This is a genomic window from Bradyrhizobium sp. PRIMUS42 (assembly GCF_023006515.1).
Taxonomy (GTDB): domain Bacteria; phylum Pseudomonadota; class Alphaproteobacteria; order Rhizobiales; family Xanthobacteraceae; genus Bradyrhizobium.
Genome location: NZ_JALBGZ010000025.1, coordinates 1 through 26,771, shown reverse-complemented (window position 1 = coordinate 26,771; position 26,771 = coordinate 1). Strand labels below are relative to the sequence as shown.

Here is a 26,771-nt window from a genome sequence, read left to right as displayed (position 1 = left end):
AGGCGGTGAAGCGCGCCAGCAGCGGCGAGGGGCCGCCTACATAATCCGGATCGAGGCTCGCATCGAGCTCACCGCCGGGCTCGGCCAGGATCAGCCGCCGCAACAAATCGGGGCGGGCTTGCCCGACGCGGAAGCAGATGTGGCCACCGCGGGAATGGCCCATCAGGTCGACGGGGCCGAGGTCCAGCTGCTCGATGAAGGCGATGACGTCCTCGACATGCTGGGCGATCGAATAGGTGTCACCGAGGCCGTCCCAGCGTTCCGGGAAGAAGTGCCGCAGGCTGACGGCGATCACCCGGTGCCGCTGCGTCAGCGGCCCGAGCACGCAACCCCAGACTCGGAAGTCGTTCAGCGAGCCGTGCACGCAGACCAGCGGCGGGCGGCCTCTGTCTTCGCCCACGTCGAGATAGGGCATGTCGTAACCGTTGACGTGGAGGCTTTGCATTCTGGACTCGCGAGGCGGGGCGGAACTCCTGTGCAAGATTCCCGGAAACCGGGTGGATCGCAACTATTTCCAAGCCTAGATTTGGCGGGAGATGAAACTGGGGCATGCGACGCTAGCCAGGAACCAAGCGATGACCGACCAGCATTTTGCCCTGTTCGACACCAGGATCGGCCTCTGCGCCATCGCCTGGGGCCCGCGCGGCATCAACGGCACGCAATTGCCGATGGGCGGCGAGCAGAAGATCCGCACCCGCATCAGCCAGCGCCATGCCGAGGCGACCGAAGCCGAGCCGACCGCCGAGGTGCAGCAGGCGATTGATCGGATCGTCAAGCTGCTCGCGGGCGAGCCTGACGACCTCACCGACATCCCGCTCGATCTGGACGGGGTGCCCGACTTCAACCGCGGCGTCTACGAGATCGCCCGCGCGATCCCGCCGGGCAGGACCGTCACCTATGGCGATATCGCCAAGCAGCTCGGCGGCGTCCAGCTGTCGCGCGACGTCGGTCAGGCGCTCGGCCGCAACCCGTGTCCGATCGTCGTGCCCTGCCATCGTGTGCTCGCCGCCGGCAACAAGCCCGGCGGTTTCTCGGCCAATGGCGGCGTGGTGACGAAGCTGAAGATGCTCGAGATCGAAGGCGCGCTCGTGAACCACACGCCGAGTTTGTTCGATTGAGGCTTGTAGGGTGGATTAGCCGAAGGCGTAATCCACCACTTCTGGCGCCGCACGAAAAGAGGTGGATTACGCTTCGCTAATCCACCCTACGAATTCCGCTAGATCTTCGCGGCCGTCTTCGGCCAATATTTGTCGCGCAGATGCCGCTTCACCAGCTTGCCGGTCGGCGTGCGTGGCAGCTCGGGCTCGAAATCAATCGAGCGCGGGCACTTGATCGCGGAGAGGCGGCCCTTGCAGTAGGCGATCAGGTCCGCCTCGAAGGCCTTGCCGGCGCGGCTCATGTCGTGCGGCTGCACCACCGCCTTCACCTCTTCGCCCATCTCCTCGTTCGGCACGCCGAACACCGCGACATCGGCGACCTCAGGGTGGGTGATCAGCACGTCCTCGGTCTCCTGCGGATAGATGTTCACGCCGCCGGAGATGATCATGTAGGACTTGCGGTCGGTGAGATAGAGGAAGCCATCCTTGTCGAGATAGCCGACGTCGCCGAGCGTCGACCAGCCCTTGGCGTTGTAGGCCTTCTTCGTCTTCTCGGGGTCGTTGTGATAGGTGAAGGCGGGCGCGTCGGCGAAATAGACCGTGCCGATCTCACCGAGCGGCTGCTCCTCGTCGTTCTCGTCGAGAATCTTGATCTTGCCGACCACGGCGCGGCCGACACTGCCGCGGTGCTCCAGCCATTGCGGCGAACTGCAAACAGTGACGCCGTTGCCCTCCGAGCCGGCGTAATACTCGATCAGGATCGGTCCCCACCACTCGATCATTTTTGCTTTGACGTCGACCGGACACGGAGCGGCGGCGTGAATGGCGCCTTTGAGCGTGGAGACGTTGTATTTAGTACGAACGTCGTCCGGCAGCTTCAGCATGCGCACGAACATGGTCGGCACGAGCTGCGACTGCGTGACCTTGTATTTCTCGACCAGCTTCAGGAAATCTTCGGCGTCGAAGTGCTCCATGATGATCGAGGTGCCGCCGAGCACGATCGCCATCATGTTGAAGCGCAAAGGGGCCGCGTGATAGAGCGGCGCCGGCGACAGATAGGTGCTGTCGGCGTTCATGCCGCACATGTCGGCGCAGAGCACGCGCAGAAGCGGATTCGGCTCGTCGATCGCTTTGCCCTCGAACGCCTTCTTGACGCCCTTGGGCCGGCCGGTGGTGCCGGACGAATACAGCATGTCGTAGCCGGCGACCTCGTCGGCGATCGGCGTCGTCGGCTGCGCGGCGGCTTCCTTGTCGTAGGAGCGGAAGCCGGGCAGCGGCTCGTCCATCATGTAGAAGATCGGCTCGCCGGCGGCGCTCTTGATCAGGCCCTTGATCTGGTCGGCGCATTTCGGCGTGGTGATCACGACCTTGGCGCCGCAATCGGCGATGATGTAGTCGATCTCGTCCTGCTTCAAATAGCGGCTGATCGCGGTGTAATAGAGCCCGCTGCGCTGTGCGGCCCAGCACAGCTCCATGAAGGCGAGACGGTTTTCCATCAACAGCGCGATGTGGTCACCGGCCTTCAGCCCGAGCGAGCGGAACAGATGTGCGCCCTGGTTCGAAAGCTCGTCGAGCTCGCGATAGGTGATCGCCTTGCCGGTCCCGGCCATCTGGTAGGCGATCTTGTTCGGCGTGGTCTTTGCGTGGATGGAGGGGTGGGTCATGGCGTTTCCTCAAGCGCGAATGGCGAATAGCGAATTGCGAGTAGGGAGGAACAGAGCCGCTCTTCGCCTAGTCACCATTCGCTACTCGCCACTCACTACTCGCTCTTGTCTTTCCTACAGCCGCTCCACAATCGTCACATTCGCCATGCCGCCGCCTTCGCACATGGTCTGCAGGCCATAGCGCTTGCCGCGCTGGTGCAGGGCGTGGACCAGCGTGGTCATCAGCTTGGTGCCGGAGCCGCCGAGGGGGTGGCCGAGCGCGATCGCGCCGCCGTTGACGTTGAGACGCTCCGGATCGGCACCGGTGGTCTTCAGCCATGCGGTCGGCACCGAGGCGAAGGCCTCGTTGACCTCGAACAGGTCGATGTCGCCGATCTTCATGCCGGCCTTCTCCAGGGCGCGCTTGGTCGCGTGCAGCGGCGCATCCAGCATAATGACGGGATCGCCGCCCATCATGGTCATGTGATGGATGCGCGCCAGCGGCTTGACGCCGAGCTGCTTCAGCCCGCGCTCGTTCACCACCATGACGCCGGAGGCGCCGTCGCAGATCTGGCTGGCGCTGGCGGCGCTGAGCTTGCCGTTCTCGGCGATCAGCTTGACGCCCTTGATACCTTCGAGTGTGGCATCGAAGCGAATGCCTTCGTCGATGTGGTGGGTATCCTTGGAGCCGTCGGCCCGGGTGATCTCCAGCGGCACGATCTCCTTCTTGAAGTGGCCGGCTTGCGTCGCCGCGATCGCGCGCTGATGGCTGTTGTAGGAATACTGATCGAGCTCGTCCTTGGAGAGGCCGTATCGCTCGGCCATCATCTCCGCGCCGGTGAACTGGCTGAACACGATGTTGGGATACTTCGCCTCGATGCCCGGGCTCTTGTAATTGCCAAAGCCGTTCTTGGCCGGAAGCTGCGACGAAAGGCCCATCGGCACGCGCGTCATCGATTCCACGCCGGCGGCGATTACGACGTCCATGGTGCCCGACATCACGGCTTGGGCCGCGAAATGCAGCGCCTGCTGCGAGGAGCCGCATTGGCGGTCGATCGAGGTGCCCGGCACGCTCTCCGGCAATTTCGACGCCATGATCGCGTTGCGCGCGACGTTATTGGACTGCTCGCCGACCTGCATCACGCAGCCCATGATCACGTCTTCGACCAAGGCGGGATCGACCTTGGTGCGATCGACCAGCTCGTCCAACACCTTGGCGGCGAGATCGGCCGGATGCCAGCCGGCGAGGCGGCCCCCCTTGCGCCCGCCCGCGGTGCGCGCAGCGGCGACGATGTAAGCCTCGGCCATTCGGTCTCTCCCTGAATTCTTGATTGGGTTGGTTGTCGGGGACGGATTTAAGGGACGGGCGATCGTTTAGTCAATCGATCAATTAACTCTTGTGATGAGGCGCTGCTTGGGCTTATCTGCGCCCCGCTTCGAGCGGCGAACAGGGATCTTCCGTGGCCACCAGCGTACCGAACAGGCTCCCCAGCGGGAAGAATTCCACGGCGGAGAAATTGCTCGTGGCCGCGAGCGAGTTGATGATCGAACGCTCCTCGATCGAGATCTCGCTCTCCGACATCGCGCAAAAGTCGGGCGCCAACGCCGCGCTGGTCAAATACCACTTCGGCAACAAGGACGGCCTGCTGCTTGCGCTGCTCGCGCGGGACGCCGCAACCGAGATGTCCAATCTCGAATATCTGCTGGCGCAGCCGATCACGGCCACGGCGAAGCTGAAGCTGCATATCGGCGGCATCATCCGGGCCTATCACCGGTTCCCCTACATGAACCGGCTGATCCACTATCTGCTGCATGAAACCAGCGCCGGCTCGGCCGACGAAGTCTCGAAGTTCTTCGTCGCGCCTCTGCTCGATTTCCACCGCCGCCTGCTCGCCGACGGTGTCAGCCGCGGTGAGTTCCGGCAGACCGATCCGGTGCTGTTCTACACCAGCCTGATCGGCGCCTGCGATCATCTGTTCTTCGGCCGGCATGCGATGTCTCGCGCGACCGGCGTCGGCCCGGTCACCGACGACGTCTGCCGGCAATACATCAAACACATGGAAACGCTGATTTGCGGCGGCATCCTCATGCAAGCCGAGGAAGCTGTCGCTGCCGGATGATCCGGCTGAACGCCCAAAGTCCAGAGAAGAAACGCCCAAGGAAAGGTACAAGCATGCAGTTGAAAGATGTATCCGTTCTCATCACCGGCGGTGGTTCGGGTCTCGGTGAGGCGACCGCTCGCGCCATGGCGGCCAAGGGCGCCAAGATCGGCGTGATCGACCAGAACAAGGACAATGCCGAGAAGGTCGCCGCCGAAGTGAAGGGCATTGCGCTACACGCCGATGTCACCAGCGAAGAGCAGATCAAGGCGGCGATCGCCAAGGCGGAAGCCGCGCACGGCGTCGCGCGCGTGCTGATGAACTGCGCCGGCATCGGCGGCTCGCAGCGCATCGTCGGTCGCGACGGGGTCTATCCCTTGGAAAAGTTCGCGCGCATCATCAACGTCAACCTGATCGGCACCTTCAACTGCCTGCGCCTGTTCGCCGAGCGTCTCGTCACGATCGAGCCCGTCGGTGAAGAGCGTGGCGTCATCATCAACACCGCCTCAGTTGCCGCTTACGAAGGCCAGATCGGCCAGATCGCCTATTCGGCTTCGAAGGGCGGTGTCGTCGGCCTCACCCTGCCGGCCGCGCGCGATCTTGCCAGCCAGAAGATCCGCGTCAACACCATCGCGCCTGGCCTGTTCTTCACGCCCCTCTTGATGGGTCTGAACGAAGAGGCGCGCAAGAGCCTCGGTGCCCAGGTGCCGCATCCCTCGCGCCTCGGAGATGCCGCCGAATACGGTTCGCTCGCCGTGCACATCGTCGAGAACCCGATGTTGAACGGTGAGACCATCCGCCTCGACGGCGCGATCCGCATGGCGCCGCGGTAGCTACTTCCTTCTCCCCTTGTGGGAGAAGGTGCCTTGCGAAGGCAAGGCGGATGAGGGGTTTCTCTCCGCGGAGACAGACCCCTCGCCCAAGCGAACTCTGGGCTCACAGCGTGCATGCCCTCTCCCACAAGGGGAGAGGGCGCAATAATAGCCATCTCACGCGCGGCAAGTGCGAGGCCCCCATGTCCCAACCGCTGCTGATCGAGCATGACGACGGCGTCGATCGGGTGACGCTCAATCGCCCGGCTAGCCTCAACGCCCTCGACCCCGCGCTGATCGACGCGCTCAACGTCTATTTCCAGGGGCTGCAGCGCAATCGCGACACGCGCGTCGTCGTGCTGAAGGGGGCTGGCAAGAATTTTTGCGCGGGCCTCGATCTCAAGGCGGCAATGGCTCGCCGCGCGGGACAGCAGGAGCCGCCTGGCGTCACGGAGTCGCTCGACTCGCAGCGCCGCATTGCCGACATCGTGATGCTGATGCGTCGCTGCCCGCAGCCGATCCTCGCGCTGGTGCAGGGCGCGGCGGCCGGCGGCGGTTTTGCGCTGGCGCTTGCCTCCGACATCCGTATCGCGACGAAATCGGCTCGGATGAACTGTGCCTTCATCAAGCTCGGCCTCGGCGGCTGCGACATCGGCACCAGCTACTTTCTGCCGCGCCTTGTCGGCGTATCCGTGGCATCGGAACTGATCCTCACCGGTCGCTTCATCGGCGCCGAGCGCGCGCTGGCGGTCGGTCTGGTCTCTGAGGTCGTTGACGAGGACCAACTCGCTGAGGCGGCCGAGCCGTATATCGAGGCAATGATCACGGCTTCGCCCGTGGGCCTGCGTCTATCCAAGGAATGCCTCAACATCAGCGTCGATGCCGGCTCGCTGGAAGCTGCGATCGCAATGGAGGACCGCAACCAGGTCCTGTGCAGCCGTTCCGAGGAATTTTCGGAAGGCGTCAGGGCCTTCCTTGAGAAGCGAAAGCCTGTCTATATCAAGCGCTGAACCAGAACGATCCGCAAAGGACGATAATTCCGGGAGACGCAAAATGAGTGGAAGCGCGGCGGCTGTGATGACGAAGCCCGCCTTTCGCAAGATCGAGTGGCTCGCACGCGACATCGACGTCGAGCGGCGCGCCGACGGCACGGTGGTGCTGAAGTCGCGCATTCCACTGCAAGCCTACGAGAACCACATTCCAGCTTCGCTGGCGAGGTGGGCGAAGGAAGCGCCGGAACGCATCTGGCTTGCCCAGCGCGGCGGCGCAAGCCGCGAATGGCGCAAGGTGTCCTATGGCGAAGCCAAGCGCACGGTGGATGCTCTGACGCAAGCCCTGCTCAATCTCGATCTCGATGGTCGCCCCGTTGCGATCCTCTCCGGCAATTCGATCGAGCATGCGCTGATGACGCAGGCCGCGATGCAGGCGCGTTCGCCCGCGGCGCCGGTGTCGCCGGCCTATTCCCTGATGAGCCACGATCACGTCAAGCTGAAGTACCTGTTCGACCTGATCAAGCCGGCCGTGGTGATGGTGCAGGACGGCCCGACCTTCGAGAAGGCCCTGAAGGCGCTCGATCTCGCCGGCGTCACCGTCGTTCACGTCGCGCGACCCTGCGACGGCATCAAGAGCGTCAGCTTTGCCGAGCTTGCGGCAACGCCGGTGACTGCCGAAGTCGACGCCTCCATCGCACAGATCACGCCGCAGACCGTCGGCAAGCTGCTGTTCACATCAGGCTCGACCGGCATGCCCAAGGCCGTCATCAACACGCAGCAGATGATGTGCGCCAATGCCGCGATGATGATGCAGGTGCGGCCGCGTTCGCCTGATGGTCCTGTCGCGACCATGCTGGACTGGATGCCCTGGAATCACACCATGGGCGGCAATGCGGCTTTCCACCCGATCCTGGTCGATGGCGGCACGCTCTATATCGACGACGGCCGCCCGATGCCGGGCCAGTTCGAGGAGACGCTGCGAAACCTGCGCGAGATCTCGCCGACCTATTACGCCAACGTGCCCGCCGGCTATGCCGCGCTCGCAGCCGCCATGGAGAAGGACGATGCGCTCTGCCGCTCGTTCTTCAAGAATCTCTCGATCATGGCCTATGGCGGTGCGAGGTTGCCCGACGATCTCTACGACCGCATGCAGGCCCTCGCGGTCAAGACGACCGGCGAGCGCATCGTGTTCTACACCGGTTGGGGCTCGACCGAGACCGCGCCGACCTCGACCGGCACCTATTGGGATACCGAGCGCGTCGGCCTGATCGGCCTGCCGTTCCCCGGCGTCGAGTTGAAGATGGTGCCGTGCGGCTCGAAGTACGAGCTGCGTCTGCGCGGCGTCAACGTCACGCCGGGCTATTTCGGCCAGCCTGATCTGACGAAGAAGATGTTCGACGAGGAAGGGTTCTACTGTATCGGCGACGCCGGCATTTTCGTCGACGATGCCGATGCGGTGAAGGGCATCATCTTCGCCGGTCGCGTGGTGGAAGACTTCAAGCTGACCACCGGCACCTTCGTGCATGTCGGCTCACTCCGGACCGACGCGATCGCTGCGGCGACGCCCGTGGTGCACGACGCGCTGGTCGCGGGGCAGGACCGTCCGTTCATCGGTCTGCTGGCCTGGCCGAACCTGCATGCCTGCCGGCAACTCGTCGGCAATCCCGATCTGAGCTTTGCGGAAGCGGTGAAGCATCCCGAGGTGCTCGCCTGTTTCAGGCGTGGTCTGGAAGCGCACAACAGGGAATGCGAGGGCGCCAGCAGCCGCATCATCGCGCGCGCGATGCTGATGGTCGAGCCGCCCTCGATCGACGGCAACGAGCTCACCGACAAGGGCTACATCAACCAGCGCGCCGGCCTCGAGCGCCGCGCCGCGCTGGTGGAGCGGCTCTATGCGGATCAGCCGGATGAGGACGTGATCGTGCTGCGATGAGTGCGCCTCTCTCTCACCTCGTCATTCCGGGATGCGCCGCAAGGCGCAGCCGCTCCGCGCGCCCCCGGAATGACGGTGCCAATAAATGACAACGAATAAACAAAGGTAGCCCGCCATGAACTTTGATTTCTCCGACGATCAGAAACAGCTCCGCGATCAGGCGCGCAAGTTCCTCGCCGAAAAATGCTCGCCCAAGGCCGTACGCGTCGTGCTCGACGGCAAGGCGCCTTACGACAAGGAGCTCTGGAAAGGCCTCGCGGAGATGGGTTTTCTCGGCGTAGCGATCCCTGAAGAGTTCGGGGGCGCGGGCGCCGGCCATCTCGAGCTCTGTGTGATTGCAGAGGAAATGGGCCGCGCCAATGCGCCGGTGCCATTCTCCTCGACGGTTTATCTCGCCGCCGAAACGTTACTGATCGCGGGCAGCGACGCTCAGAAGAAGAAATGGCTACCCGCGATTGCCTCGGGCGAGGCGATCGGTACGCTGGCGCTGTTCGAGGGCAAGGGCAATCCGTCGCCGAAGAACGTCAAGCTCACTGGTGCGAACGGTTTGCTCAACGGCGTCAAGAAGCCGGTTGCCGACGGCGCCGTCGCCGATTTCGCGGTGGTCGCCGCGCGCAACGGTTCGAGCGGTCGCGACAGCGATATCTCGCTGTTCCTGGTCGATCTCAAAGCCGGCGGCGTCGAGGTCAAGAGTCTGACCAATCTCGATCCGACCCGCGGGCAGGCCGAACTCACCTTCAAAGACTGCAAGGCCGAGCCGCTCGGCGCAGCCGGCGAAGGCTGGAGCATCCTCACCCAGGTCCTCGATCGTGCCGCGGTGCTGTGCGCGTTCGAACAAGTCGGCGGCTCCGACCGCGCGCTGGAGATGGGCCGCGACTACGCGCTCGACCGCATCGCCTTCGGCCGCCAGATCGGCTCGTTCCAGGCGGTCAAGCACATGCTGGCCGACATGTATGTCTCGGCGACGTTGGCGCGCTCCAACAGCTATTACGGTGCCTGGGCGCTCTCGACCAATGCGGCCGAACTGCCCGAAGCCGCGGCCGCCGCGCGGATCAGCGCGACGCAGGCGTTCCAGCATTGCGCCAAGAACAACATCCAGGTTCACGGCGGCATGGGTTTCACCTGGGAGTTCGACTGCCACATGTACTACCGCCGCGCCAATGCCATGGCGCTCGGCCTCGGCAGCCTGTCCTATTGGGAAGATCAGTTGATCGACCGCATGCGCAAGAAGAACGCGGCGTGACGTGGTCGTCATTCCGGGGCGCCGCAAAGCGGCGAACCCGGAATCCCGAGATGAGTGAATAACGTCGAGATTCCGGGTTCGCGCTGCGCGCGCCCCGGAATGACAGAAAGAAAAGACCATGAACTTTGACGACACCCCGCAGGAAGCCGAATTCCGTGCCACTGCGCGCGCCTGGATCGCGGCGAACGCGCCCAAGCAATATGAAGAGGAGCTGCGAAAGTCCTCGCTCGGCCGCACCGTGCTCAAGAATGCCGACATTCTCGAGGTCGCAAAAGCCTGGCAGAAGAAGAAGGCCGACGCCGGGTGGGCCTGCCTGCACTGGCCGAAGGAATATGGCGGGCGCGGATCGTCGCCGATCGAACGCGTGATCTGGCAGCAGGAAGAGGGGCCGTTCGGCCAGCTGTCCCGCATGTTCATCATCGGTCACGGCATGTGCGGGCCAACCATGATGGCGTTCGCGCGCGAGGAGCATAAGCGCACCTATCTGCCGCCGCTCGCCTCCGGTGAGAAGGTCTGGTGTCAGCTTTTTTCCGAGCCCGCCGGCGGCTCGGACGTCGCGGGCCTGCGCACGCGCGCGGAAAAGGACGGAGACGATTGGGTCATCAACGGCCAGAAGATCTGGACCTCTGGCGCGCATTATTCCGACTACGGCATTTTGCTCACCCGCACCGATCCAACCGTGCCCAAGCACAAGGGCCTCACCATGTTCTTCCTGGACATGAAGAGCCCCGGCGTCGAGGTCAGGCCGATCAAGCAGGCCAGCGGGGCCTCGGATTTCAACGAGGTCTATTTCACCAACGTTCGCATTCCCGACCATCAACGTCTCGGTGAGGTCGGTGACGGCTGGAATGTCTCGCTGACCACGCTGATGAATGAGCGCAGCGCGATCGGTGCGGCTGTCTCGACCGGTTTCCCTGAATTGTTCGAGTACTGCTCCAGCCTGATGCTCGACGACGGCCCGGCGATCGAGGATCGCGCGGTGCGCTCGAAGCTCGCCAACTGGGCGGTAAAGGCGAGCGGGCTGAAGTACACCAGCATGCGCGCGATCTCGGCGTTGTCGAAAGGCGAGCGGCCGGGGCCGGAGAACTCCATCGGCAAGCTGGTGGCGGGCTCGATGATCCAAGATGTCGCGACTTACGCGCTCGATCTGCAGGGTGCGAACGGCGTGGTCAGCGGCGAGGATGCCGAGCTCGCCGGCCGTTTCCAGGCGATGCTGCTGCGCGCGCCGGGCACCCGCGTCGAAGGCGGCACCGACGAGATCATGCGCAACATCATCGCCGAGCGGGTGCTGGGCCTGCCCGGCGATATCAGGGTCGACAAGGACGTGCCGTTCAACAAGATCCCGACGAAGGGGAGAGGTTGAGACTGTAGGGTGGGCAAAGGCGCGGTACGCTCCGTGCCCACCAATTCTATCGCGAACGAAAGGTGGTGGGCACGCTTCGCTTTGCCCACCCTATGCATCGAGCAAGGATTGTGAGGTCCGCCATGAATTTCGACGACACCCCGCAGGAAGCCGCATTCCGCGAGACCGCGCGCAAATGGGTCGAGGCCAATGCGCCAAAGGAGCTGCACGCCGAGCTGTCAAAATCCTCGCTCGGCCGCATCCGGCTCGCCCAGCACGACATCGTCGATGTCGGCAAGGCCTGGCAGAAGAAGAAGGCCGAAGGCGGCTGGGCCTGCCTGCACTGGCCCAGGGAATATGGCGGCCGCGGCGCCACGCCGATCGAGCGCGTGATCTGGCAGCAGGAGGAGGGCGTCTACGGCAAGCTGACGCAGCCGTTCCAGATCGGCGAGGGCATGTGCGGCCCGACCGTGATGGCCTTCGGCAGCGAGGATGCCAAGCGCCGCTATTTGCCGAAGCTCGCCTCGGGCGAGGAGATCTGGTGCCAGCTGTTCTCCGAACCGTCGGCCGGCTCCGACGTTGCGGGATTGCGCACCCGCGCGGAGAAGAAGGGCGACAATTGGATCGTCAACGGCCAGAAGATCTGGACCTCGGGCGCGCATTATTCCGACTACGGCCTCCTGATCGCGCGCACCGATCCGAACGTGCCCAAGCACAAGGGCCTGACCATGTTCTTCCTGGACATGAAGAGCCCGGGCGTCGAGGTCCGTCCGATCAAGCAGGCCAACGGCATGCAGGAGTTCAATGAGGTCTATTTCACCGACGTGGTGATTCCGGACAGCCAGCGGCTCGGCGCCGTCGGCGAGGGCTGGAGCGTATCGCTGACCACGCTGATGAACGAGCGCATGTCGATCGGCTCGCGGCTTGCGACCGGCGTGCCTGAGATGTTCGAGTTCTGCTCCAATCTCATGCTGGAGGATGGACTTGCGATCGACGATCCTGCCGTGCGCTCGAAGCTTGCGAGCTGGGCGGCGAAGTCGAGCGGCCTGAAATACACCAGCTACCGCACCATCTCGGCCCTTTCGAAGGGCGAGCGGCCGGGCCCGGAGAACTCGATCGGCAAGCTGGTGTCGGGCATGATGCTTCAGGACATCGCGACCTACGCGATGGACCTCCAGGGCGCGGCCGGTGTTCTCACAGGCAGCGACGAGGAGACCGTGCAGGGCCAATTCCAGCAGATGCTGCTATCCTCGCCCTCGATGCGCATCGCCGGCGGCACCGACGAAATCCTGCGCAACATCATCGCCGAGCGGGTGCTGGGCCTGCCCGGCGACATCCGCGTCGACAAGGACGTGCCGTACAACAAGATCCCGACCAAGGGGCGGTGATTTCACCTCTCGCTGTATCTCGTAGGGTGGGCAAAGCGAAGCGTGCCCACCATATGCAGATGCTCCGGGGTAAGTCTGTCGGTGGGCAGCGCGCTACGCGCCTTTGCCCACCCTACGAAGAGCGCGAGCTGATCCATGGACGCTAAAGTCAACCAGAACGACCGCATCGGCGTGCTCGAAGAACTCCTCAACGAGCGCTATTCCGTCCGCGCCTTCCTGCCCAAGGAAGTCGACCGCGCGACCATCGAGCATGTGCTGACCACCGCGCAGCGCACGGCGTCATGGTGCAACAGCCAGCCATGGCAGGTCGTCATCGCCAGCGGCGATGCCAAGGAGCGCTTCCGCCAGGCGATCTACAAGGAGGCCTCGGGCGGTCTCGGCGACGACTACGATTTCACGCCGCCGCGCGAATATGTCGGCGTCTATCTGGAGCGCCGCCGGGAAAGCGGTTTTCAGCTCTACAACACGCTCGGCATCGCCCGCGGTGACAGAAGCGCCTACGCCAAGCAGGCGCTGGAGAACTACAATTTCTTCGGCGCGCCGCATGTCGCGATCGTCCACACCAACGAGCCGCTCGGCATTTATGGTGCGATCGATTGCGGCGCTTATGTCAGCAATTTCATGCTGGCCGCGCAGGCGCTCGGGCTCGGCACGATTCCGCAGGCCGCACTCGCGCGGCATTCCGGCCTGATCCGCCGCCACTTCAATCTGCCCGACGATCGCCGCGTCGTCTGCGGCATCTCGTTCGGCTATGCCGACGACGACCACAAGGTCAACAGCTACCGCACCTCGCGCGCGGGCGTGGCTGACACCGTGACCTTCGTGGACGAATGATCGAGGGCCGCCATCTTTCGAACACGTGAAGGCGGCCGCGGAAGCGGCCGCCTTCGTTTTCGTTTCGGTCCGCTTGACGCCGGCCGTCAGCCGCCGCTGCCGCCGATCACGGCCCGCACGGTCTCGTCAGGCCCAAAATCCTCGGCACCGTCGACATAGAGCAGCGCGGCGAGCTTCGAGCGGGCGCGGTTCACGCGGCTCTTGATAGTGCCGACTGCGCAGCCGCAGATCGAGGCCGCATCCTCGTAGGAGAAGCCCGAGGCGCCGACCAGGATCAGCGCTTCACGCTGGTCCTGCGGAAGCTTTTCGAGCGCCGTGCGAAACTCCTCGAACTCGAGATGCGCGTTCTGCGACGGCTGTGTCTTCAGCGTCTTGGCGTAGTTGCCTTCGGCATCCTCGACCTCGCGCCGCCGCTTGCGATAGTCGGAGCGGAACAGGTTGCGCAGGATCGTGAACAGCCACGCCGGCAGATTGGAGCCGGGCTGGAACGAGTCGATGTTGGCGAGCGCGCGGAGCAGCGTCTCCTGGACCAAATCGTCGGCGCGGTCCGCATTGCCGCTGAGCGAAATGGCGAACGCGCGCAGACTGGGCACGGCCGCCAGGATGTCGTTACGCAGGGAGTCCGTGAGAGGCATTAATCCCTCCCATTGTTGTTGTCGTTGGATCCGCCCTCATCGCCCAATTGGGGTGTCGCTCCCGGCGCATCAAGCTTCTTGATCAGTTCTGCGAACCGATCTGGAACCCCTTGTCGCACGACATCATCATACATGGCGCGCAACTGATGCCCGATCCGGGATTGTATCTCCGGAGTGAGGCCTCCCTTGCCGGGGGTCGTGCTTCTGCTGGCTTGAGACTTGAGATCTTTCATGACCTGTTCCACGTTTCCCCGAGTTAAGTTACTGTAAGTTCGAGAGGTTTTCTCAACCGGGAGCCGTTCCCTGGTTAGGCACAATTCCAGGTTCGAGAAAAAGTTCCCGCTCGAACGGAACTTTTCTCAGGTTGAGGCGTAATCAGCCAGCAGGGGAACCCGGGCCCCCCGCGTGACGCCTGACCTCAGGATTGGACCTCAAGGCCGGCCCGAACACGAATGGAGTGGGGATGTCCCGTTCACAGCTTGTTGCTGAACACTTGCCGTTATTGCGCCGGTACGCACGCGCTCTGACAGGCAGCCAGGCCTCCGGTGACGCCTACGTCGCAGCCATGTTGGAAGCCATGCTGGGAGATCCGGCGGTGCTCGACGAGAGCCATGGGCCGCGCGCCGGCCTGTTTCGGCTGTTCACCCAGATCTGGAATTCGGTCTCCGTCAACGACGATTCGGAGGTGACGACCCTGCCGATGCCGCCGGAGCGGCGTCTGTCCAACATCACTCCACTGCCGCGGCAGGCCTTCCTGCTGCTCTCGCTGGAGGGATTTTCGGAAGAGGAAGTCGGTTACATCCTCGGCACCGACGTCGGCGAGACGCGGCGCCTTGCGGACGCCGCGGGCCGCGAGATGGCGGCCGAGATCGCGACCGACGTGCTGATCATCGAGGACGAGACCTTCATCGCCATGGACCTCGAGAGCCTGGTGAAGAATCTCGGCCACAACGTCGTCGGCGTCGCGCGCACCCACGCCGATGCGGTGGCGCTGGCCAAGAACAAGCGGCCGGGTCTGATCCTCGCCGACATCCAGCTCGCCGACGGCTCGTCGGGCCTGGACGCGGTCAACGAGCTGCTGCGCACCTTCGAAGTGCCGGTGGTGTTCATCACCGCCTACCCCGAGCGCTTCCTCACGGGCGAGCGCCCCGAGCCGGCGTTCCTGATCTCAAAACCGTTCCAGCCCGCGATGGTGTCGGCGGTGGCGAGCCAGGCGCTGTTCTTCCAGCGCAACTCGCGCAACCGCACACCAAAGGCGCCGGCGGCGTAGGCAAAGCCTCGATCCGACAAGAAGACGGCGCGTCGCAGGGCGCGCCGTTTCTTGTTTGCCGACACCCTGTTCAACAACCTCGGCAGACGCTGTTGATCTTGGCCTTCAATTTGGCCTCGTCCGCCCATGGTCCGGGCTCGACCAAGCGTTGCACGCCGTCGAGAGTCATGAAGATGGTAATCCGCTGGAGGTCGTCCTTGGCCTCGGGAGGCGGCTTCGGAAATGGTTCGCTTCGCTCCACCATTTTGAGAGCTGCTGCATCCAGGGGCGGGGAGCCTGTGCTTTCCACCAAAGCGTGCGAGATCAATGTGCCCGAGCGGTCGATCACGAATGTGACGCCAGCATTACCCATCTGACCCATCGCCTCCGGAGGAAACACCCTGTGGCGCCAGACATGTTCAGTGGCCACCTTCCGCCAGGCGGCCATGGTATCCGCCTCCGTGAGCACGGGACCGGGCCTGCTCAGCACCAGCCCGGAAGGTTGCAGCTGGAATTGACGGCCATTGAAGGCAATCGGCACTGTCAACGTGAGTGACTCATCCTTGAGCTCCGAAGGCGGCGCCGGAAACGGTTGGGCACGAGCGACGATCTGCAGCGCGGCAACGTCGAGCGGCCGAGAGCCGGTGCTCACGGCCAGAGCCTGCGAGATCAACCTGCCGGACCGGTCGATGACGAATGTGACCCTGACCTCGCCGGTTTGCCCCAGTGCTTCAGCCGGAAATTGACGGTAGCTGGCTATGTGCGCCGACAGTCTTGCCTTCCAGGCCGTCGCGCGTTCGGTCTGCAAATCTGTTTGCGCGCGTGCGGGGGAAACCGCGAGCAATCCGAGAAGCGCGGCCAACAAAAGGAATTTCATCTGCATCACTGCGGATATTAATCGCGGTCCGGTTGATTGCAAGGCCCGTTGCTCGTATCGCGCTTGCCCCGCTGTGGGCAATTCGAACGGCCGCGAAACATCAGGCGCTTGACGCCAACCTCATTGCCCCGTTGATACGTCGGGCCGATGACATTCATCGCAGCCTCAAGCCGCCGGGAGAAACGCACCATGGATCAGCAACTCCTCGACCGCCTCGCTATCCGCGACCTCGTCGAAAACTGGGCGGTCTGGCGCGATGCTGGGGACTGGGACCGCTTTGCGACCGTCTGGCACGAAGAAGGCTGGATGTCCGCCACCTGGTTTCAGGGGCCGGCGCGGGATTTCATGCGCGTCAGCCAGGAGGGCTTTGCCGGGGGCGTTCGCATTCTGCATTTCCTCGGCGGCACCAGCATCGATCTCGCAGGCCAGCGCGCCATCGCCCAGACCAAGATGACGATCTCGCAGCGCGCCCCGGTGCACGATGTGCTCTGCGACGTCGTCTGCACCGGGCGCTTCTATGATTTCCTGGAGAAGCGGCAGGGCAGATGGGGCATCGTCCGCCGCCAGCCGATCTACGAGAAGGACCGGATCGACCCGGTCGATCCAGCTGCGACGCTTCGCCTCGATGCCAAGGCGCTGGCCGCGCTGCCCGAAGGCTATCGCCACCTCGCCTACATGCAGGAGCTGATCGGCTACAAGGTCAAGCGCGACATGCCAGGCCTGACCGGTGCCGAAGTGGAGAAGCTCTATGGCGAGGGACGGATATGGCTGGCAGGGAAGGTCTCCTGATGCCTCGAGCGATAGCAGGGCGCCGTTGCGTATACGGCCACGGGTGTCCCTTCGGTGGCAAACTCACAACGCAGCCGCCTCGTGCAGGGATGCCTCGAAACGGAGTTGCGCGATCCTTTCCAGATCTGCGAGCGTGACGCGGTAGTCGCCGATCTCGATCCGGCGGCCAACGTCCTGTGCCACCATCGCCACCTGGTCCATCAGATAGGCTGCGACAGCAAGGCGGCCGCGTGGAACGGCCACGACCGTAACTTTCCAATAGGCCCGCGGTACGCGAAAAGTGTCGCGCGCGATCAGGCCGTGCTCGAACTCGACGTCGCCGCGGAAGGCTTCATCGTCGTCGGAGAAGACTGGCCCGCTGAAGCCTGTTAGCCGGCCTCGCGATTGCGCCATTGCACGCTCCCACCGTTCCAACGCGTGCCACCAATCCCGATTGAGCCGCTGGTGCTGCGGCACGACGTTGGGCCAGTAGAACGCCTGGCGCGCCGAGATCGAGGCAGCGCGCGGCTCGCCCCAGCAGCCCGTCGAGCGGGCCATGAGGTGGCCGCGGTCGTAAGGGCTCTGTCGCAGCAACGGTAAATTCATCTGCAACGACGGGGGAAGCAGCGGATCGGGCGACCATTTATCCGCGCTGCGCGGCTCGTCGACGAATTGGCTCCCGTCGCAATTGTAAGCCACGTAATGCGCGAGCCGACGCGCCGGATTCATCACGACCGTGAAGTGCAGATAGCGCAACACGGCGACCGCGCCATTCACGCCGGGTAGAGAGAGCGGGCGCGTCTTGCCGAGAAAATCCGGATCGAACCCCGGACGAACCGTATCGATACGCGAGGGCGGGACGAGACGCGCCAGCCGGCGCAGCAGCGCTTCCACCTCGGTGCGGTCTGTCTCGCCGTTCCAGCGCGAAAGATCGGTTGCCTGCACGGCGGCGAACTCCGTCGGGAATTTGTCTTCGTCGAGGAGTATGGGCACCAGCGCGCCTTTCTTCAGGCCGGCGCGTGCCTCATGACAAACCCATTCGCTGGCCGTCGACGTCTGCGACCACAGCACGACGACGGCTCGACAGTTCGCCAATTCGACGTCGAGCTCGGGCCGCCATGGCATGCCCGGTTCGATGCCGCGGTCCCACCAAACGGTCCAGCCCTGCTCTTCAAGAAGATCCACGATCGGCCGGGCGCGCGGCCGATCGACGTGGGTGTAGCTCAGGAAAATGTCAGCCATGCGACCTGATCCCGTCGAGCGCAACACCCCTTCGGTTCAACCGGCAATCACCGGTCGCAACTGCTCGTCTCTGTCTTGAGTGGCGACAAGACGCTGCTCATGAATTCCTTGCTTCGCCTCGGCCAAGGCTCGAGCGTCTGCCGCACGCCATCTGGAATTCTTTTTCTGCATCCCAGCGCGAAACGATGACGGTCTGGCCTTCTTCCCTGCCGGCAATCTAGACCACTATACTTTAGGCTGTGTTTCATGCAAGATAGTTGTCTTGAGCGACCGATATTGACGGTCGGATCGAATTTGATGCGGCGGCAGATTTCGTAGCCGTCGCATAAGAGAATATTGTGAGCCATCGAATTGCTGCAGCCGGTATCGGCTGCCTTTGCAGCCTGGGAGGGCCAGATGCCCAAGACCAAGCAACAACATTTGGACAGCACGAACGGACCGAAGCGGATACTCGCTCTCGATGGAGGCGGGATACGCGGCATTCTTTCCCTCGAATATCTTGAAGTCATGGAGCGGGAATTCAGGAGACGATTCAACGATCCGAACTTCCTGCTCTGCGACTATTTCGATCTCATCGGAGGCACATCGACGGGGTCGATCATTGCGGCCGGTCTGGCCTGTGGATTGACGGTGGAGCAGCTCAAGAAGCTCTACACCGGGATCGGGACGGATGTTTTCCAGGCCGAGTTCTGGAGGCTCGGGCTGTTGGCGCCGAAGTTCAAATCTGAGCCACTTCAAGATGCACTCGATGAGCAACTCGGAGCAGACACGACGCTCGACAGCGAGCGCATCCGCACCGGCTTGATGATCATGACGAAGCGCCTCGACACCGGCAGTCCCTGGCCGCTGCACAACCATCCTGCCGCTCGATATGCCGCGCAGGACGGCAAGTTGCATTTGACCAAGGTGGTCCGGGCGAGCACGGCAGCACCGACCTATTTCAAGCCTCAGGAGATCGACATCTCCTCGCGTGATGGAAACGCCGTCGCCGGCGCGTTCGTCGATGGCGGTGTGAGTCCTTTCAACGACCCATCGTTGCAATTGCTGATGCTGGCCGCGCTCGATGGCCATGGTTTTCGCTGGCCAACCGGCAGAGACAAGCTGTTGCTGATCTCGATCGGCACGGGCACGTTCAAGAAGACTTACACGACGGAACAGATCACGGGCATGGCTGCGGCCGAGCAGGGCCTGCGATCGCTGCAATCCCTTATGGATGATTGCGGGCGCGTCAATCAGTCGATGCTGCAATGGCTGACGAACTGCCTGACGCCATGGGCGATCGACCGCGCCCTGGGGGATATGAAGCTGGACAGCCAGAGCGGCCCGCAACTGGCCACCTATGCACGCTATAACGTGCTCCTGGAGCCCGGCTGGCTGAAGACCACGGTCAAGCTTGATCTTGCGCCGGAATCTGTCGCGAAGATCGCGGCGATGGATGATCCGAACAATCTCGCGGACCTTGCCGACATCGGGCGGCTTGCCGCGAAGGAGCAGGTCAAGCCGGAACATTTTCCGCCCTGCTTCGATGCGAGCTGATCCGGCGGCGGCCGGTACTCAGGCGTAGCTTCCGATTCAGATCCGAGGAAGTTAGTCATGGAAGTAACGCGCGCTTTCATCGTTCGTCCCTTCGGCACGCAGGGCGGCATCGATTTCGATCGGGTGGAAAGGGATCTTATTGCGCCTGCGCTGACGGCGGCCGGAATTGAAGGCCGCACCACGCTCGAGATCACACGGCAGGGCAACATTCGGGAGGATATGTTCAGGCTGCTGGTGCTCTCCGATCTGGTGATCGCCGACCTCTCCATCCACAACGCAAATGTGTTCTACGAGCTTGGTATCCGGCACGGTTTGCGCGACCGGCACACCCTGCTGATGCGCGCCAAGGATACGCAGGACAAGTATCCCTTCGATCTTCAGACCGATCGATATGGTCAATACGATCCGGCGGACCCTGCCGCCGCGCTCCCTGGCTTTCTCGAGTCGCTCAGGGCGACGCTTGCCGACACCAACAAAGACAGCCCGGTCTTCAAGTTGCTCCCGCGTCTGACGCCGCACGACCGGGCCGCGCTCATGGTCGTGCCGTTCGATTTCCAGGAAGAGGTCGAGATCGCGCAAAAGGCGGGTCGCGCCGGAGACCTGCGGCTGCTCGCTCAGGAGGTCCGCGGTTTCGAATGGGGAAGCGCGGGATTGCGGATCGTTGGCGACGCGCAATTTCGGATCAAGGCCCTGGCCGGAGCCAAGGAGACGTTCGAACTGCTTCGCGGCCTGGACAGCAACGATTTTCAGGCCAATTACCGTCTGGGCACGATCTATCAGAAGCTGGCGGCCAGGGCCCTTGGTCCCGATTCAAAGCTCGACTGCATCACGCGTTCGGAACAGGCGATCAATCGGGTCCTCGCTCGCACGATGCCGCCGAATGATCGCGATGAGACGCCCAAGGAATCGGCGGAGCGGCGGTTTCACCGCGCCGAAGGACATTCACTGCTGGGAAGCAACGCCAAGACGCGATGGATTGACGATTGGCAGGCCGCGGCGTCCCCCGATGCGCAACGCGAGGCGGCCCTCCGCTCGCCTCATCTTGCCTCCGCCATCCAGCATTATCTCGACGGCTTCGCCGAAGATCTGGACAGCTTCTATGCGGGGATCAACGCGCTTGCGATGCTGACGATCCAGATCGGTCTCGCCAAGGCGCTCCCCGATGTCTGGGCTGAAAGTTTCGATGACGGGGACGCGGCGATCGTCGCTCTCAAGACCAGCGAACGCCGCGCCGGTCGTCTCGCTGCGGCGTTAAACCTGGCCGTCGGCAACGATGACAAGGTGGTGCGGAAGGGCGAGAAATTCGACATCTGGAAGGAGATCAGCCGTGCGGACCTGTCGTTCCTCACGGCCGAGAAGCCGGCACAAGCCGGGACCGCCTATCGAAGAGGCCTGGCAAATGCGGGCCCGTTCGAAATCGACGCGGTGCGGCGCAATCTCCTGCTGTTTCGCGAGCTCGGGGTGCTGTCGGCAAATGTCGAAGCCGCGCTGAGGGAGATGAACCAGGCTGCGCCGGATAAACCCGCGGCGCTGCCCGTGCGGGTCATTCTTTTCACGGGCCATATGCTCGACACGCCCCGCCGGGACAAGAACGACCCGCGTTTTCCCAACACGCCCGAGGCGGTTGCCGCGGCGCGCAAGATGATCGAAAAAGCGGTCAAGGACGAGATGAACGAGAATGGCGGCGTTTCGTTCGGCATCGCGGGCGGGGCTTGTGGCAGCGATATCCTGTTCCACGAGGTCTGCAACGCGCTCAACGTCCCCACGCAGCTCATGCTGGCGCTGCCGGAGGCCCAGTTCCAGGCCGGATCGGTCAATCACGGCGGGGTAGATTGGGTGATGCGATACCAGCAACTCTGCCAGCGCGTGACGCCTCGCGTGCTTGCCGAATCCAAGGATTTGCCGCGCTGGCTCTCCGGCAAAAAGGGTTACGATATCTGGCAGCGGAATAATCTTTGGATGATGTTCAGCGCCCTGGCCGCGCAACCGCGTTACCTGACGCTGGTCGCGCTCTACAATCGCGAGAAGGATCCCGACGGCCCCGGGGGCACGGCCCATCTCGTGAATGTCGCGGCGGACTGGGGATTCAAGACGGTCGAACTCGACGCGCGGCACTTGCTGAAGGCCGGCGGTACGTAAGCGAAGCCAGGCCGCGATTTTGCTTGATCCCTGCCGCTCGGCGGACGTCGAAAACACCGTCATCGCCCTCCGCCCTTACGGTCGAAGCGCAAAAAAAAGTAAGGCGCGACTGGCATCACCACAGTCGCGCCCTACGTCGCCGGCTTATGGGGCAGGGGGGAATAGCCGGCTGTTGAGACGACTCCTGTCTGCGCGAGTCGTTCCATGCCCTGCAAAATATTTTGCGCACGCTGCAGCATTTATCGCACACGGTTAAGTGATCGTAACGGCCAAGAACCCCCGGTCCTCCGCCCGCGTTGTTCCCGCGATCGCCATGGGGCGAGGGATCGACAGCCATGTCACAGATTCATAAGGTATTTTTGGGCGCCGCCGCGATTGTCGCAACGCTCGGCGCGGTGCAATTGGCCTCTGGCCATGATCTGGCCGACCGCTGGCAGGCGGTCGCGGACGTACCCAGCCACAGCTCGAACTACGCGCCAAGCTATAGCGCGAGCCATAACGTCAATCGTGCCGGCAAGGCCGACCGCTTTGCCGAGATCAAGCCGGCCCCGGTACCCACCCGCACTGTCTCAATGCGGCTGAACGACCTCGCCGACACCTCGGTGCTGCTGCGGGTTCCCGCGGTGATCGAGACCGGCAACGCCAAGCCGCCGGTGCTGCTCCAGAACCAGAAGCGGACCCGCAACAAGCCGACGATCGCCTGCGAGCCGATGGTCAGCTCCCTGACCGAGGTCGCAAAGTTGCTTCAGCCCGGCCGTTGCGTGACCTGACCTGATCCGCAGGGCGCCGGACCAGCCGTCCGTCCGCCGAGAGCTGGATCGTTCACGCCCACTTGATCCCGCCTACGCTCGCGTTATATCCCGGGTTTCTTCCCCTTCGTTTTGACCGGGTAAACGCATGACGACGTCAGACACGGCTGTGCATACGCAGCCCTTCCAGGCCGAAGTTTCCGAGCTTTTGCACCTCATGGTGCACTCCGTCTATTCCGAGACCGACATCTTCCTGCGCGAGCTCGTCTCCAACGCGTCGGATGCCTGCGACAAGTTGCGCTACGAGGCGATCGCCAGCCCGGCCCTGCTCGGCGAGGGCGATGCGCTCAAGATCCGCATCATTCCAAACAAGCAGGCCAAGACGCTCACGATCGCCGACAACGGCATCGGCATGGAGCGGCAGGAGCTGATCGATCATCTCGGCACCATCGCCCGCTCCGGCACCAAGGCGTTCGTGTCGAAGCTGAAGGAGGCCAAGGACGGCCTCGGCTTGATCGGCCAGTTCGGCGTCGGCTTCTATTCCGCCTTCATGGTCGCCGAGAAGATCGTCGTGCTAAGCCGCCGCGCCGGCGAGAGCGACGTCTGGACATGGACATCCTCCGGCGGTTCCGGCTTCGAGATCGCCCATGCCAGTGACGAGGAGGCCGCGCGCCTGACGCGCGGCACCGAGATCGTTCTGCACCTCAAGGACGATGCCAAGAAATATCTCGAGACCTACGACATCGAGCGCATCGTCGGTGCCTATTCCGACAATATTCTGTTTCCCATCGAGCTCGTGCCGGAAGAAGGCGAGCCTCGCCAGATCAATTCGGCGAGCGCGCTGTGGCAGCGTTCGAAATCCGAGCTGACCCCGGACGACTACAAGAAGGCCTATCAGCAGATCGCGTCCGCCTTCGACGATCCCGCGATGACGCTGCATTACCGCGCCGAGGGCCGCTACTCCTACGCCGTGCTGCTGTTCGCGCCCTCGACCAAGCCGTTCGACCTGTTCGAGCCGAACCGCAAGGGCCGGGTGAAGCTTTACGTCCGCCGCGTCTTCATCACCGACGACGCCGACCTCTTGCCGGGCTATTTGCGCTTCATCCGAGGCGTCGTCGACAGCGAGGATCTGCCGCTCAACATCTCCCGCGAGATGCTTCAGAACAATCCGCAGCTCGCGCAGATACGCAAGGCGGTGGCGACGCGGGTCGTCTCGGAGCTCGAAAGCCTCGCCGAGAAGGATCCGGACAATTTCGCCAAGATCTGGGACGCGTTCGGCCCGGTGCTGAAGGAAGGCATTTACGAAGACTTCGAACGTCGCGAAAAGCTGCTGGCGCTGTCGCGTTTCACCACGACGTCGGGCGAGAAGCGGTCGCTGAAGCAGGTCATCGCCGATTTCAAGCCGAACCAGACCGAGATCTATTATCTCGTCGGAGACAGCATCGAGCGGCTGAAATCCAATCCGCGGCTCGAGGCCGCGACCGCGCGCGGCATCGAGGTGCTGCTGCTGTCCGATCCGGTCGACGCCTTCTGGACCTCGATGCCCTCGGAGTTCGACGGCAAGCCGCTGAAATCGCTGAGCCAGGGCGATCTCAATCTCGACCTGATTCCGCGCGTCGACGACAAGGACGAGGCGAAGAAGGAGGAGCCGGTCGCCGATGAAGCCGCCACCATCGCGGTGATCAAGGCCGCGCTTGGCGAGCGCGTCAGCGACGTCAAGGCCTCGACGCGCCTCACCAGTTCGGCCTCCTGCCTCGTCGCCGACAGCCAGGGGCCGAGCCGCGAGCTCGAGCGAATCCTGGCGCAGCAAAATCGCGGCATGAAAACCAAGCCGATCCTGGAGATCAATCTGCGCCATCCGATGGTGGGCGCGATCACCAAGGCTCAGGCCGGCTCCAAGGTGGTCGACGATCTCAGCCTGCTCCTGCTCGAACAGGCGCAGATCCTGGACGGCGAGTTGCCGGAGGACCCGGCGGCGTTTGCGGCGAGGTTGAACCGGCTGGTGCTGCAGGGGCTCGGCGGATAGCGCCGCGGCGCACCGCCTCACCTTGCCGTCATCTGTCCCTAGGAACAGTCGCAACCGGCCTGGTGTTATGCCATAGGGGGCCGTCGGCATCAGGTCGCCGACGCCGCCGATTCGAGGATGTGTCCATGCGCCTGTCGATCCTGACCCTCACCGCGATTGCGACGCTGTTCGTCGCGGCAGATGCCAGCGCCCAAACCTATGATCCGCGCTACCCGGTATGCATGCACGTTTACACGCCCGGCGGCGGATTCGGCGGTGGTGGCGGCGACTATTTCGACTGCTCTTTCACCTCGCTGCCGCAGTGCCGCGCCACCGCGTCGGGCCGCTCGGCGAGCTGCGACCTCAACCCCTATTACGCCTTCGACCAGCCGCCGCCGCGCCGGCGCCACAAGAAGGTGCAATAGCGATCCGCGGCGCAGCGTAAAGGAATACTGCTCATGCGCTTCTCGTTCGGCCTGATCATGACCGCCGGCGCACTGCTCACGACCGCGCCGTCGCATGCGCAGACCTTTGATCCGCGTTACCCCGTCTGCATGCACGTTTATTCAGGTGCGAACGGGGGAGGTGGGGAGTGGTACGACTGCTCCTTCACCTCGTTGCCGCAGTGCCGCGCCACCGCTTTCGGTCGTTCCGCGATCTGTGACCTCAATCCGTATTATCCGTTCAATGCAGCGCCGCCGCGCTTCCGTCACAGGCAAACCGGCTAGCGCGGACGGCGCGGCACTCCTGCTTCAGTGCAGTGCTGCCGCCGCTCCTCCCGATCTCCGACGTTTCCACCACCTGCGCCAGAGATTGTCGCGGCACGATCCCCTTGGACTGGTAAGGGATGACTAGCGTTAATCGCGCGCTAACCGTGTTTTACCCCACCTCTTAACACCTGGGCAGGGCGCGCCGGCTAAGCTTGGAGGAACAGCAGCCACGGCCCGAAAGAACGAACGGCATGACGACCGGTGTCATCGAGCAACCGAAAACCGCGCGCGCGCCGTCGGCTTCAAAGATCTGGCTGAAGGCCATTGAGCTCACCGCGCGCATCGAGACCCTGCCAGGCCGCCTGTTCGCCGACGTCGTCGATGATTGGGCGCAGCGCCAGCCCGACCGGGTCGCGCTGCTCACCGATGGCGCAAGTCTCGATTACGCAGGCCTGTCGAAGCGCGTCAATCGCTACGCGCGCTGGGCGCGCTCGCTCGACGTGGCCAAGGGTGATACCGTCGCGTTGATCATGCCGAACGGCATCGACTACCTCGCGGCATGGCTCGGCATCAGCCGGGTCGGCGGGGTGGTCGCGCTCCTCAACACCAAGCTGGTCGGGCAATCGCTCGCGCATTGCATCGACGTCGCCAGGCCCGCTCATATCATCGTGGCGCATGACCTGGCGGAGGTGTTGGAGAGCGCTACGCCACATCTGAAAACGCAGGCCAAGGTGTGGACGCATGGCGATGCCCGCGGCGATCGCGCGATCGACGTCGCGCTGGCGGCGCTGGACGAGGCGCCGTTGTCGCCGGAGGAGCGCTGCGAGGTCACCATCGACGACCGTGCGCTGCTGATCTACACCTCAGGCACCACCGGCCTGCCGAAAGCCGCCAGCATCAGCCACCGCCGCATCCTCAATTGGGGTTTTTGGTTCGCGGGCCTCACCGGCGCCAGCCCGCAAGACCGGCTCTATGATTGCCTGCCGTTGTTCCACTCGGTCGGCGGCATCGTCGCGCCGTGCAGCATGCTCGCTGCCGGCGGCTCGGTGGTGATTGCGGAGAAATTCTCTGCCTCGCATTTCTGGCCCGACATCGTCCGTCACGACTGCACGCTGTTTCAATATATCGGCGAGCTCTGCCGTTATCTGCTCAAGGCGCCGCCGTCGGAATACGAGAACCGTCATCGTCTCCGCCTCGTCTGCGGCAACGGCCTGCGCGGCGACATCTGGGAAGACTTTCAGGCGCGTTTCGCCATTCCCCGCATCCTCGAATTCTATGCGGCGACGGAAGGCAATTTCTCGCTGTTCAACGTCGAGGGCCAGCGAGGGGCGATTGGTCGCATCCCGCCGCTGCTCGCGCATCGCTTCCCTGCCAATCTCGTCAAGCTCGACCCCGACAGCGGCTGGCCGGGGCGCAAGTATGAGGGTTTTTGCCTCGCCTGCGACCGCGGGGAGGCCGGCGAAGCCATCGGCCGCATC

25 protein-coding genes are annotated in these 26,771 nt (G+C 63.6%); 18 read left to right on the top strand and 7 right to left on the bottom strand.

Translation table 11 applies throughout. The features are described from left to right. Positions 1 to 445 (bottom strand): alpha/beta fold hydrolase (locus MOV75_RS04840; RefSeq protein ID WP_247005050.1); only part of this gene is annotated, 445 nt, incomplete at its 3' end. A 130-nt stretch (positions 446 to 575) separates the two neighbouring features. On the opposite strand from MOV75_RS04840, the gene MOV75_RS04835 reads away from it, so the two are divergent. Next, entirely contained in the window at positions 576 to 1,118 is a 543-nt protein-coding gene (locus MOV75_RS04835; protein ID WP_246918988.1) for a methylated-DNA--[protein]-cysteine S-methyltransferase, read from the top strand. 98 nt (positions 1,119 to 1,216) lie between these two features. Here the strand turns inward: MOV75_RS04835 and MOV75_RS04830 are convergent, their stop codons facing one another. Next, the gene (locus MOV75_RS04830; RefSeq protein ID WP_246918989.1) at positions 1,217 to 2,761 is read right to left on the bottom strand and encodes an acyl-CoA synthetase; all 1,545 of its coding nucleotides are present in this window, start codon (positions 2,759 to 2,761) and stop codon (positions 1,217 to 1,219) included. Between the two features lie 114 nt (positions 2,762 to 2,875). Continuing rightward, positions 2,876 to 4,048 carry an acetyl-CoA C-acetyltransferase gene (locus MOV75_RS04825; protein ID WP_246918990.1) on the bottom strand — a complete coding sequence of 391 codons (1,173 nt, stop codon included), beginning with the start codon at positions 4,046 to 4,048 and terminating at the stop codon, positions 2,876 to 2,878. A 209-nt stretch (positions 4,049 to 4,257) separates the two neighbouring features. Here MOV75_RS04825 and MOV75_RS04820 point away from each other — a divergent pair, with 209 nt between their 5' ends. The 8 genes from MOV75_RS04820 (at position 4,258) to MOV75_RS04785 (ending at position 13,383) form a co-directional block, all read left to right on the top strand. Next, entirely contained in the window at positions 4,258 to 4,860 is a 603-nt protein-coding gene (locus MOV75_RS04820; protein ID WP_246919017.1) for a TetR family transcriptional regulator, read from the top strand. A gap of 53 nt (positions 4,861 to 4,913) precedes the next feature. Further along, complete coding sequence (locus MOV75_RS04815) at positions 4,914 to 5,672, top strand: SDR family NAD(P)-dependent oxidoreductase (protein WP_246918991.1); 759 nt, start codon at positions 4,914 to 4,916, stop codon at positions 5,670 to 5,672. Positions 5,673 to 5,854: 182 nt separating this feature from the next. Further along, positions 5,855 to 6,661: an enoyl-CoA hydratase/isomerase family protein gene (locus MOV75_RS04810; protein ID WP_246918992.1), complete on the top strand. Its 807-nt coding sequence runs from the start codon at positions 5,855 to 5,857 to the stop codon at positions 6,659 to 6,661. Positions 6,662 to 6,704: 43 nt separating this feature from the next. Then, positions 6,705 to 8,576, top strand: a complete 1,872-nt coding sequence (locus tag MOV75_RS04805) for an AMP-binding protein (protein WP_246918993.1) — start codon at positions 6,705 to 6,707, stop codon at positions 8,574 to 8,576. A 115-nt stretch (positions 8,577 to 8,691) separates the two neighbouring features. After that, positions 8,692 to 9,819: an acyl-CoA dehydrogenase family protein gene (locus MOV75_RS04800; RefSeq protein ID WP_246918994.1), complete on the top strand. Its 1,128-nt coding sequence runs from the start codon at positions 8,692 to 8,694 to the stop codon at positions 9,817 to 9,819. Between the two features lie 118 nt (positions 9,820 to 9,937). Next, a complete protein-coding gene (locus MOV75_RS04795) occupies positions 9,938 to 11,182 on the top strand; it encodes an acyl-CoA dehydrogenase (protein WP_246918995.1) in 1,245 nt (414 codons plus the stop codon). 122 nt (positions 11,183 to 11,304) lie between these two features. Further along, complete coding sequence (locus tag MOV75_RS04790) at positions 11,305 to 12,549, top strand: acyl-CoA dehydrogenase (protein WP_246918996.1); 1,245 nt, start codon at positions 11,305 to 11,307, stop codon at positions 12,547 to 12,549. A gap of 135 nt (positions 12,550 to 12,684) precedes the next feature. Further along, entirely contained in the window at positions 12,685 to 13,383 is a 699-nt protein-coding gene (locus MOV75_RS04785; RefSeq protein WP_246918997.1) for a nitroreductase, read from the top strand. An 86-nt stretch (positions 13,384 to 13,469) separates the two neighbouring features. Here the strand turns inward: MOV75_RS04785 and MOV75_RS04780 are convergent, their stop codons facing one another. Continuing rightward, the gene (locus MOV75_RS04780) at positions 13,470 to 14,018 is read right to left on the bottom strand and encodes a sigma-70 family RNA polymerase sigma factor (protein ID WP_011090521.1); all 549 of its coding nucleotides are present in this window, start codon (positions 14,016 to 14,018) and stop codon (positions 13,470 to 13,472) included. After that, positions 14,018 to 14,251: a NepR family anti-sigma factor gene (locus MOV75_RS04775; RefSeq protein ID WP_063197653.1), complete on the bottom strand. Its 234-nt coding sequence runs from the start codon at positions 14,249 to 14,251 to the stop codon at positions 14,018 to 14,020. The genes MOV75_RS04780 and MOV75_RS04775 overlap by 1 nt, the downstream gene beginning before the upstream one ends. Positions 14,252 to 14,481: 230 nt before the next feature. Here MOV75_RS04775 and MOV75_RS04770 point away from each other — a divergent pair, with 230 nt between their 5' ends. After that, on the top strand, positions 14,482 to 15,288 hold the full coding sequence (locus tag MOV75_RS04770) for a response regulator (RefSeq protein ID WP_246918998.1): 807 nt from the start codon (positions 14,482 to 14,484) through the stop codon (positions 15,286 to 15,288). 70 nt (positions 15,289 to 15,358) lie between these two features. Here the strand turns inward: MOV75_RS04770 and MOV75_RS04765 are convergent, their stop codons facing one another. Then, positions 15,359 to 16,144 carry an energy transducer TonB gene (locus MOV75_RS04765; protein WP_246918999.1) on the bottom strand — a complete coding sequence of 262 codons (786 nt, stop codon included), beginning with the start codon at positions 16,142 to 16,144 and terminating at the stop codon, positions 15,359 to 15,361. 189 nt (positions 16,145 to 16,333) lie between these two features. Between MOV75_RS04765 and MOV75_RS04760 the strand changes: the two genes are divergently transcribed. After that, complete coding sequence (locus MOV75_RS04760; RefSeq protein ID WP_246919000.1) at positions 16,334 to 16,933, top strand: nuclear transport factor 2 family protein; 600 nt, start codon at positions 16,334 to 16,336, stop codon at positions 16,931 to 16,933. Between the two features lie 63 nt (positions 16,934 to 16,996). Here the strand turns inward: MOV75_RS04760 and MOV75_RS04755 are convergent, their stop codons facing one another. Further along, complete coding sequence (locus MOV75_RS04755; protein WP_246919001.1) at positions 16,997 to 18,154, bottom strand: DNA/RNA non-specific endonuclease; 1,158 nt, start codon at positions 18,152 to 18,154, stop codon at positions 16,997 to 16,999. Between the two features lie 396 nt (positions 18,155 to 18,550). On the opposite strand from MOV75_RS04755, the gene MOV75_RS04750 reads away from it, so the two are divergent. The 7 genes from MOV75_RS04750 to MOV75_RS04720 all read left to right on the top strand — a co-directional run. Then, positions 18,551 to 19,690: a patatin-like phospholipase family protein gene (locus tag MOV75_RS04750; RefSeq protein ID WP_246919002.1), complete on the top strand. Its 1,140-nt coding sequence runs from the start codon at positions 18,551 to 18,553 to the stop codon at positions 19,688 to 19,690. Positions 19,691 to 19,747: 57 nt separating this feature from the next. Continuing rightward, entirely contained in the window at positions 19,748 to 21,829 is a 2,082-nt protein-coding gene (locus tag MOV75_RS04745) for a tetratricopeptide repeat-containing protein (protein WP_247005048.1), read from the top strand. 335 nt (positions 21,830 to 22,164) lie between these two features. After that, a complete protein-coding gene (locus MOV75_RS04740; RefSeq protein WP_246919004.1) occupies positions 22,165 to 22,599 on the top strand; it encodes a hypothetical protein in 435 nt (144 codons plus the stop codon). 127 nt (positions 22,600 to 22,726) lie between these two features. Continuing rightward, positions 22,727 to 24,604: a molecular chaperone HtpG gene (gene htpG / locus MOV75_RS04735; protein ID WP_246919005.1), complete on the top strand. Its 1,878-nt coding sequence runs from the start codon at positions 22,727 to 22,729 to the stop codon at positions 24,602 to 24,604. 125 nt (positions 24,605 to 24,729) lie between these two features. Beyond that, positions 24,730 to 25,008: a DUF3551 domain-containing protein gene (locus MOV75_RS04730; protein WP_246919006.1), complete on the top strand. Its 279-nt coding sequence runs from the start codon at positions 24,730 to 24,732 to the stop codon at positions 25,006 to 25,008. A gap of 33 nt (positions 25,009 to 25,041) precedes the next feature. Then, positions 25,042 to 25,311: a DUF3551 domain-containing protein gene (locus MOV75_RS04725; RefSeq protein WP_246919007.1), complete on the top strand. Its 270-nt coding sequence runs from the start codon at positions 25,042 to 25,044 to the stop codon at positions 25,309 to 25,311. A 233-nt stretch (positions 25,312 to 25,544) separates the two neighbouring features. Continuing rightward, the coding region (locus MOV75_RS04720; RefSeq protein WP_247005047.1) for an AMP-binding protein at positions 25,545 to 26,771 on the top strand (1,227 nt) is incomplete at its 3' end.

Bases quoted from the DNA above. Each gene is read 5' to 3' on its own strand.
- htpG (WP_246919005.1), top strand. From the start codon at position 22,727: ATGACGACGTCAGACACGGCTGTGCATACGCAGCCCTTCCAGGCCGAA.
- MOV75_RS04815 (WP_246918991.1), top strand. From the start codon at position 4,914: ATGCAGTTGAAAGATGTATCCGTTCTCATCACCGGCGGTGGTTCGGGT.
- MOV75_RS04780 (WP_011090521.1), bottom strand. From the start codon at position 14,018: ATGCCTCTCACGGACTCCCTGCGTAACGACATCCTGGCGGCCGTGCCC.
- MOV75_RS04730 (WP_246919006.1), top strand. From the start codon at position 24,730: ATGCGCCTGTCGATCCTGACCCTCACCGCGATTGCGACGCTGTTCGTC.
- MOV75_RS04745 (WP_247005048.1), top strand. From the start codon at position 19,748: ATGGAAGTAACGCGCGCTTTCATCGTTCGTCCCTTCGGCACGCAGGGC.
- MOV75_RS04825 (WP_246918990.1), bottom strand. From the start codon at position 4,048: ATGGCCGAGGCTTACATCGTCGCCGCTGCGCGCACCGCGGGCGGGCGC.
- MOV75_RS04740 (WP_246919004.1), top strand. From the start codon at position 22,165: ATGTCACAGATTCATAAGGTATTTTTGGGCGCCGCCGCGATTGTCGCA.
- MOV75_RS04785 (WP_246918997.1), top strand. From the start codon at position 12,685: ATGGACGCTAAAGTCAACCAGAACGACCGCATCGGCGTGCTCGAAGAA.
- MOV75_RS04830 (WP_246918989.1), bottom strand. From the start codon at position 2,761: ATGACCCACCCCTCCATCCACGCAAAGACCACGCCGAACAAGATCGCC.
- MOV75_RS04770 (WP_246918998.1), top strand. From the start codon at position 14,482: ATGTCCCGTTCACAGCTTGTTGCTGAACACTTGCCGTTATTGCGCCGG.
- MOV75_RS04725 (WP_246919007.1), top strand. From the start codon at position 25,042: ATGCGCTTCTCGTTCGGCCTGATCATGACCGCCGGCGCACTGCTCACG.
- MOV75_RS04790 (WP_246918996.1), top strand. From the start codon at position 11,305: ATGAATTTCGACGACACCCCGCAGGAAGCCGCATTCCGCGAGACCGCG.
- MOV75_RS04750 (WP_246919002.1), top strand. From the start codon at position 18,551: ATGCCCAAGACCAAGCAACAACATTTGGACAGCACGAACGGACCGAAG.
- MOV75_RS04755 (WP_246919001.1), bottom strand. From the start codon at position 18,154: ATGGCTGACATTTTCCTGAGCTACACCCACGTCGATCGGCCGCGCGCC.
- MOV75_RS04800 (WP_246918994.1), top strand. From the start codon at position 8,692: ATGAACTTTGATTTCTCCGACGATCAGAAACAGCTCCGCGATCAGGCG.
- MOV75_RS04810 (WP_246918992.1), top strand. From the start codon at position 5,855: ATGTCCCAACCGCTGCTGATCGAGCATGACGACGGCGTCGATCGGGTG.
- MOV75_RS04765 (WP_246918999.1), bottom strand. From the start codon at position 16,144: ATGAAATTCCTTTTGTTGGCCGCGCTTCTCGGATTGCTCGCGGTTTCC.
- MOV75_RS04795 (WP_246918995.1), top strand. From the start codon at position 9,938: ATGAACTTTGACGACACCCCGCAGGAAGCCGAATTCCGTGCCACTGCG.
- MOV75_RS04805 (WP_246918993.1), top strand. From the start codon at position 6,705: ATGAGTGGAAGCGCGGCGGCTGTGATGACGAAGCCCGCCTTTCGCAAG.
- MOV75_RS04775 (WP_063197653.1), bottom strand. From the start codon at position 14,251: ATGAAAGATCTCAAGTCTCAAGCCAGCAGAAGCACGACCCCCGGCAAG.
- MOV75_RS04760 (WP_246919000.1), top strand. From the start codon at position 16,334: ATGGATCAGCAACTCCTCGACCGCCTCGCTATCCGCGACCTCGTCGAA.
- MOV75_RS04835 (WP_246918988.1), top strand. From the start codon at position 576: ATGACCGACCAGCATTTTGCCCTGTTCGACACCAGGATCGGCCTCTGC.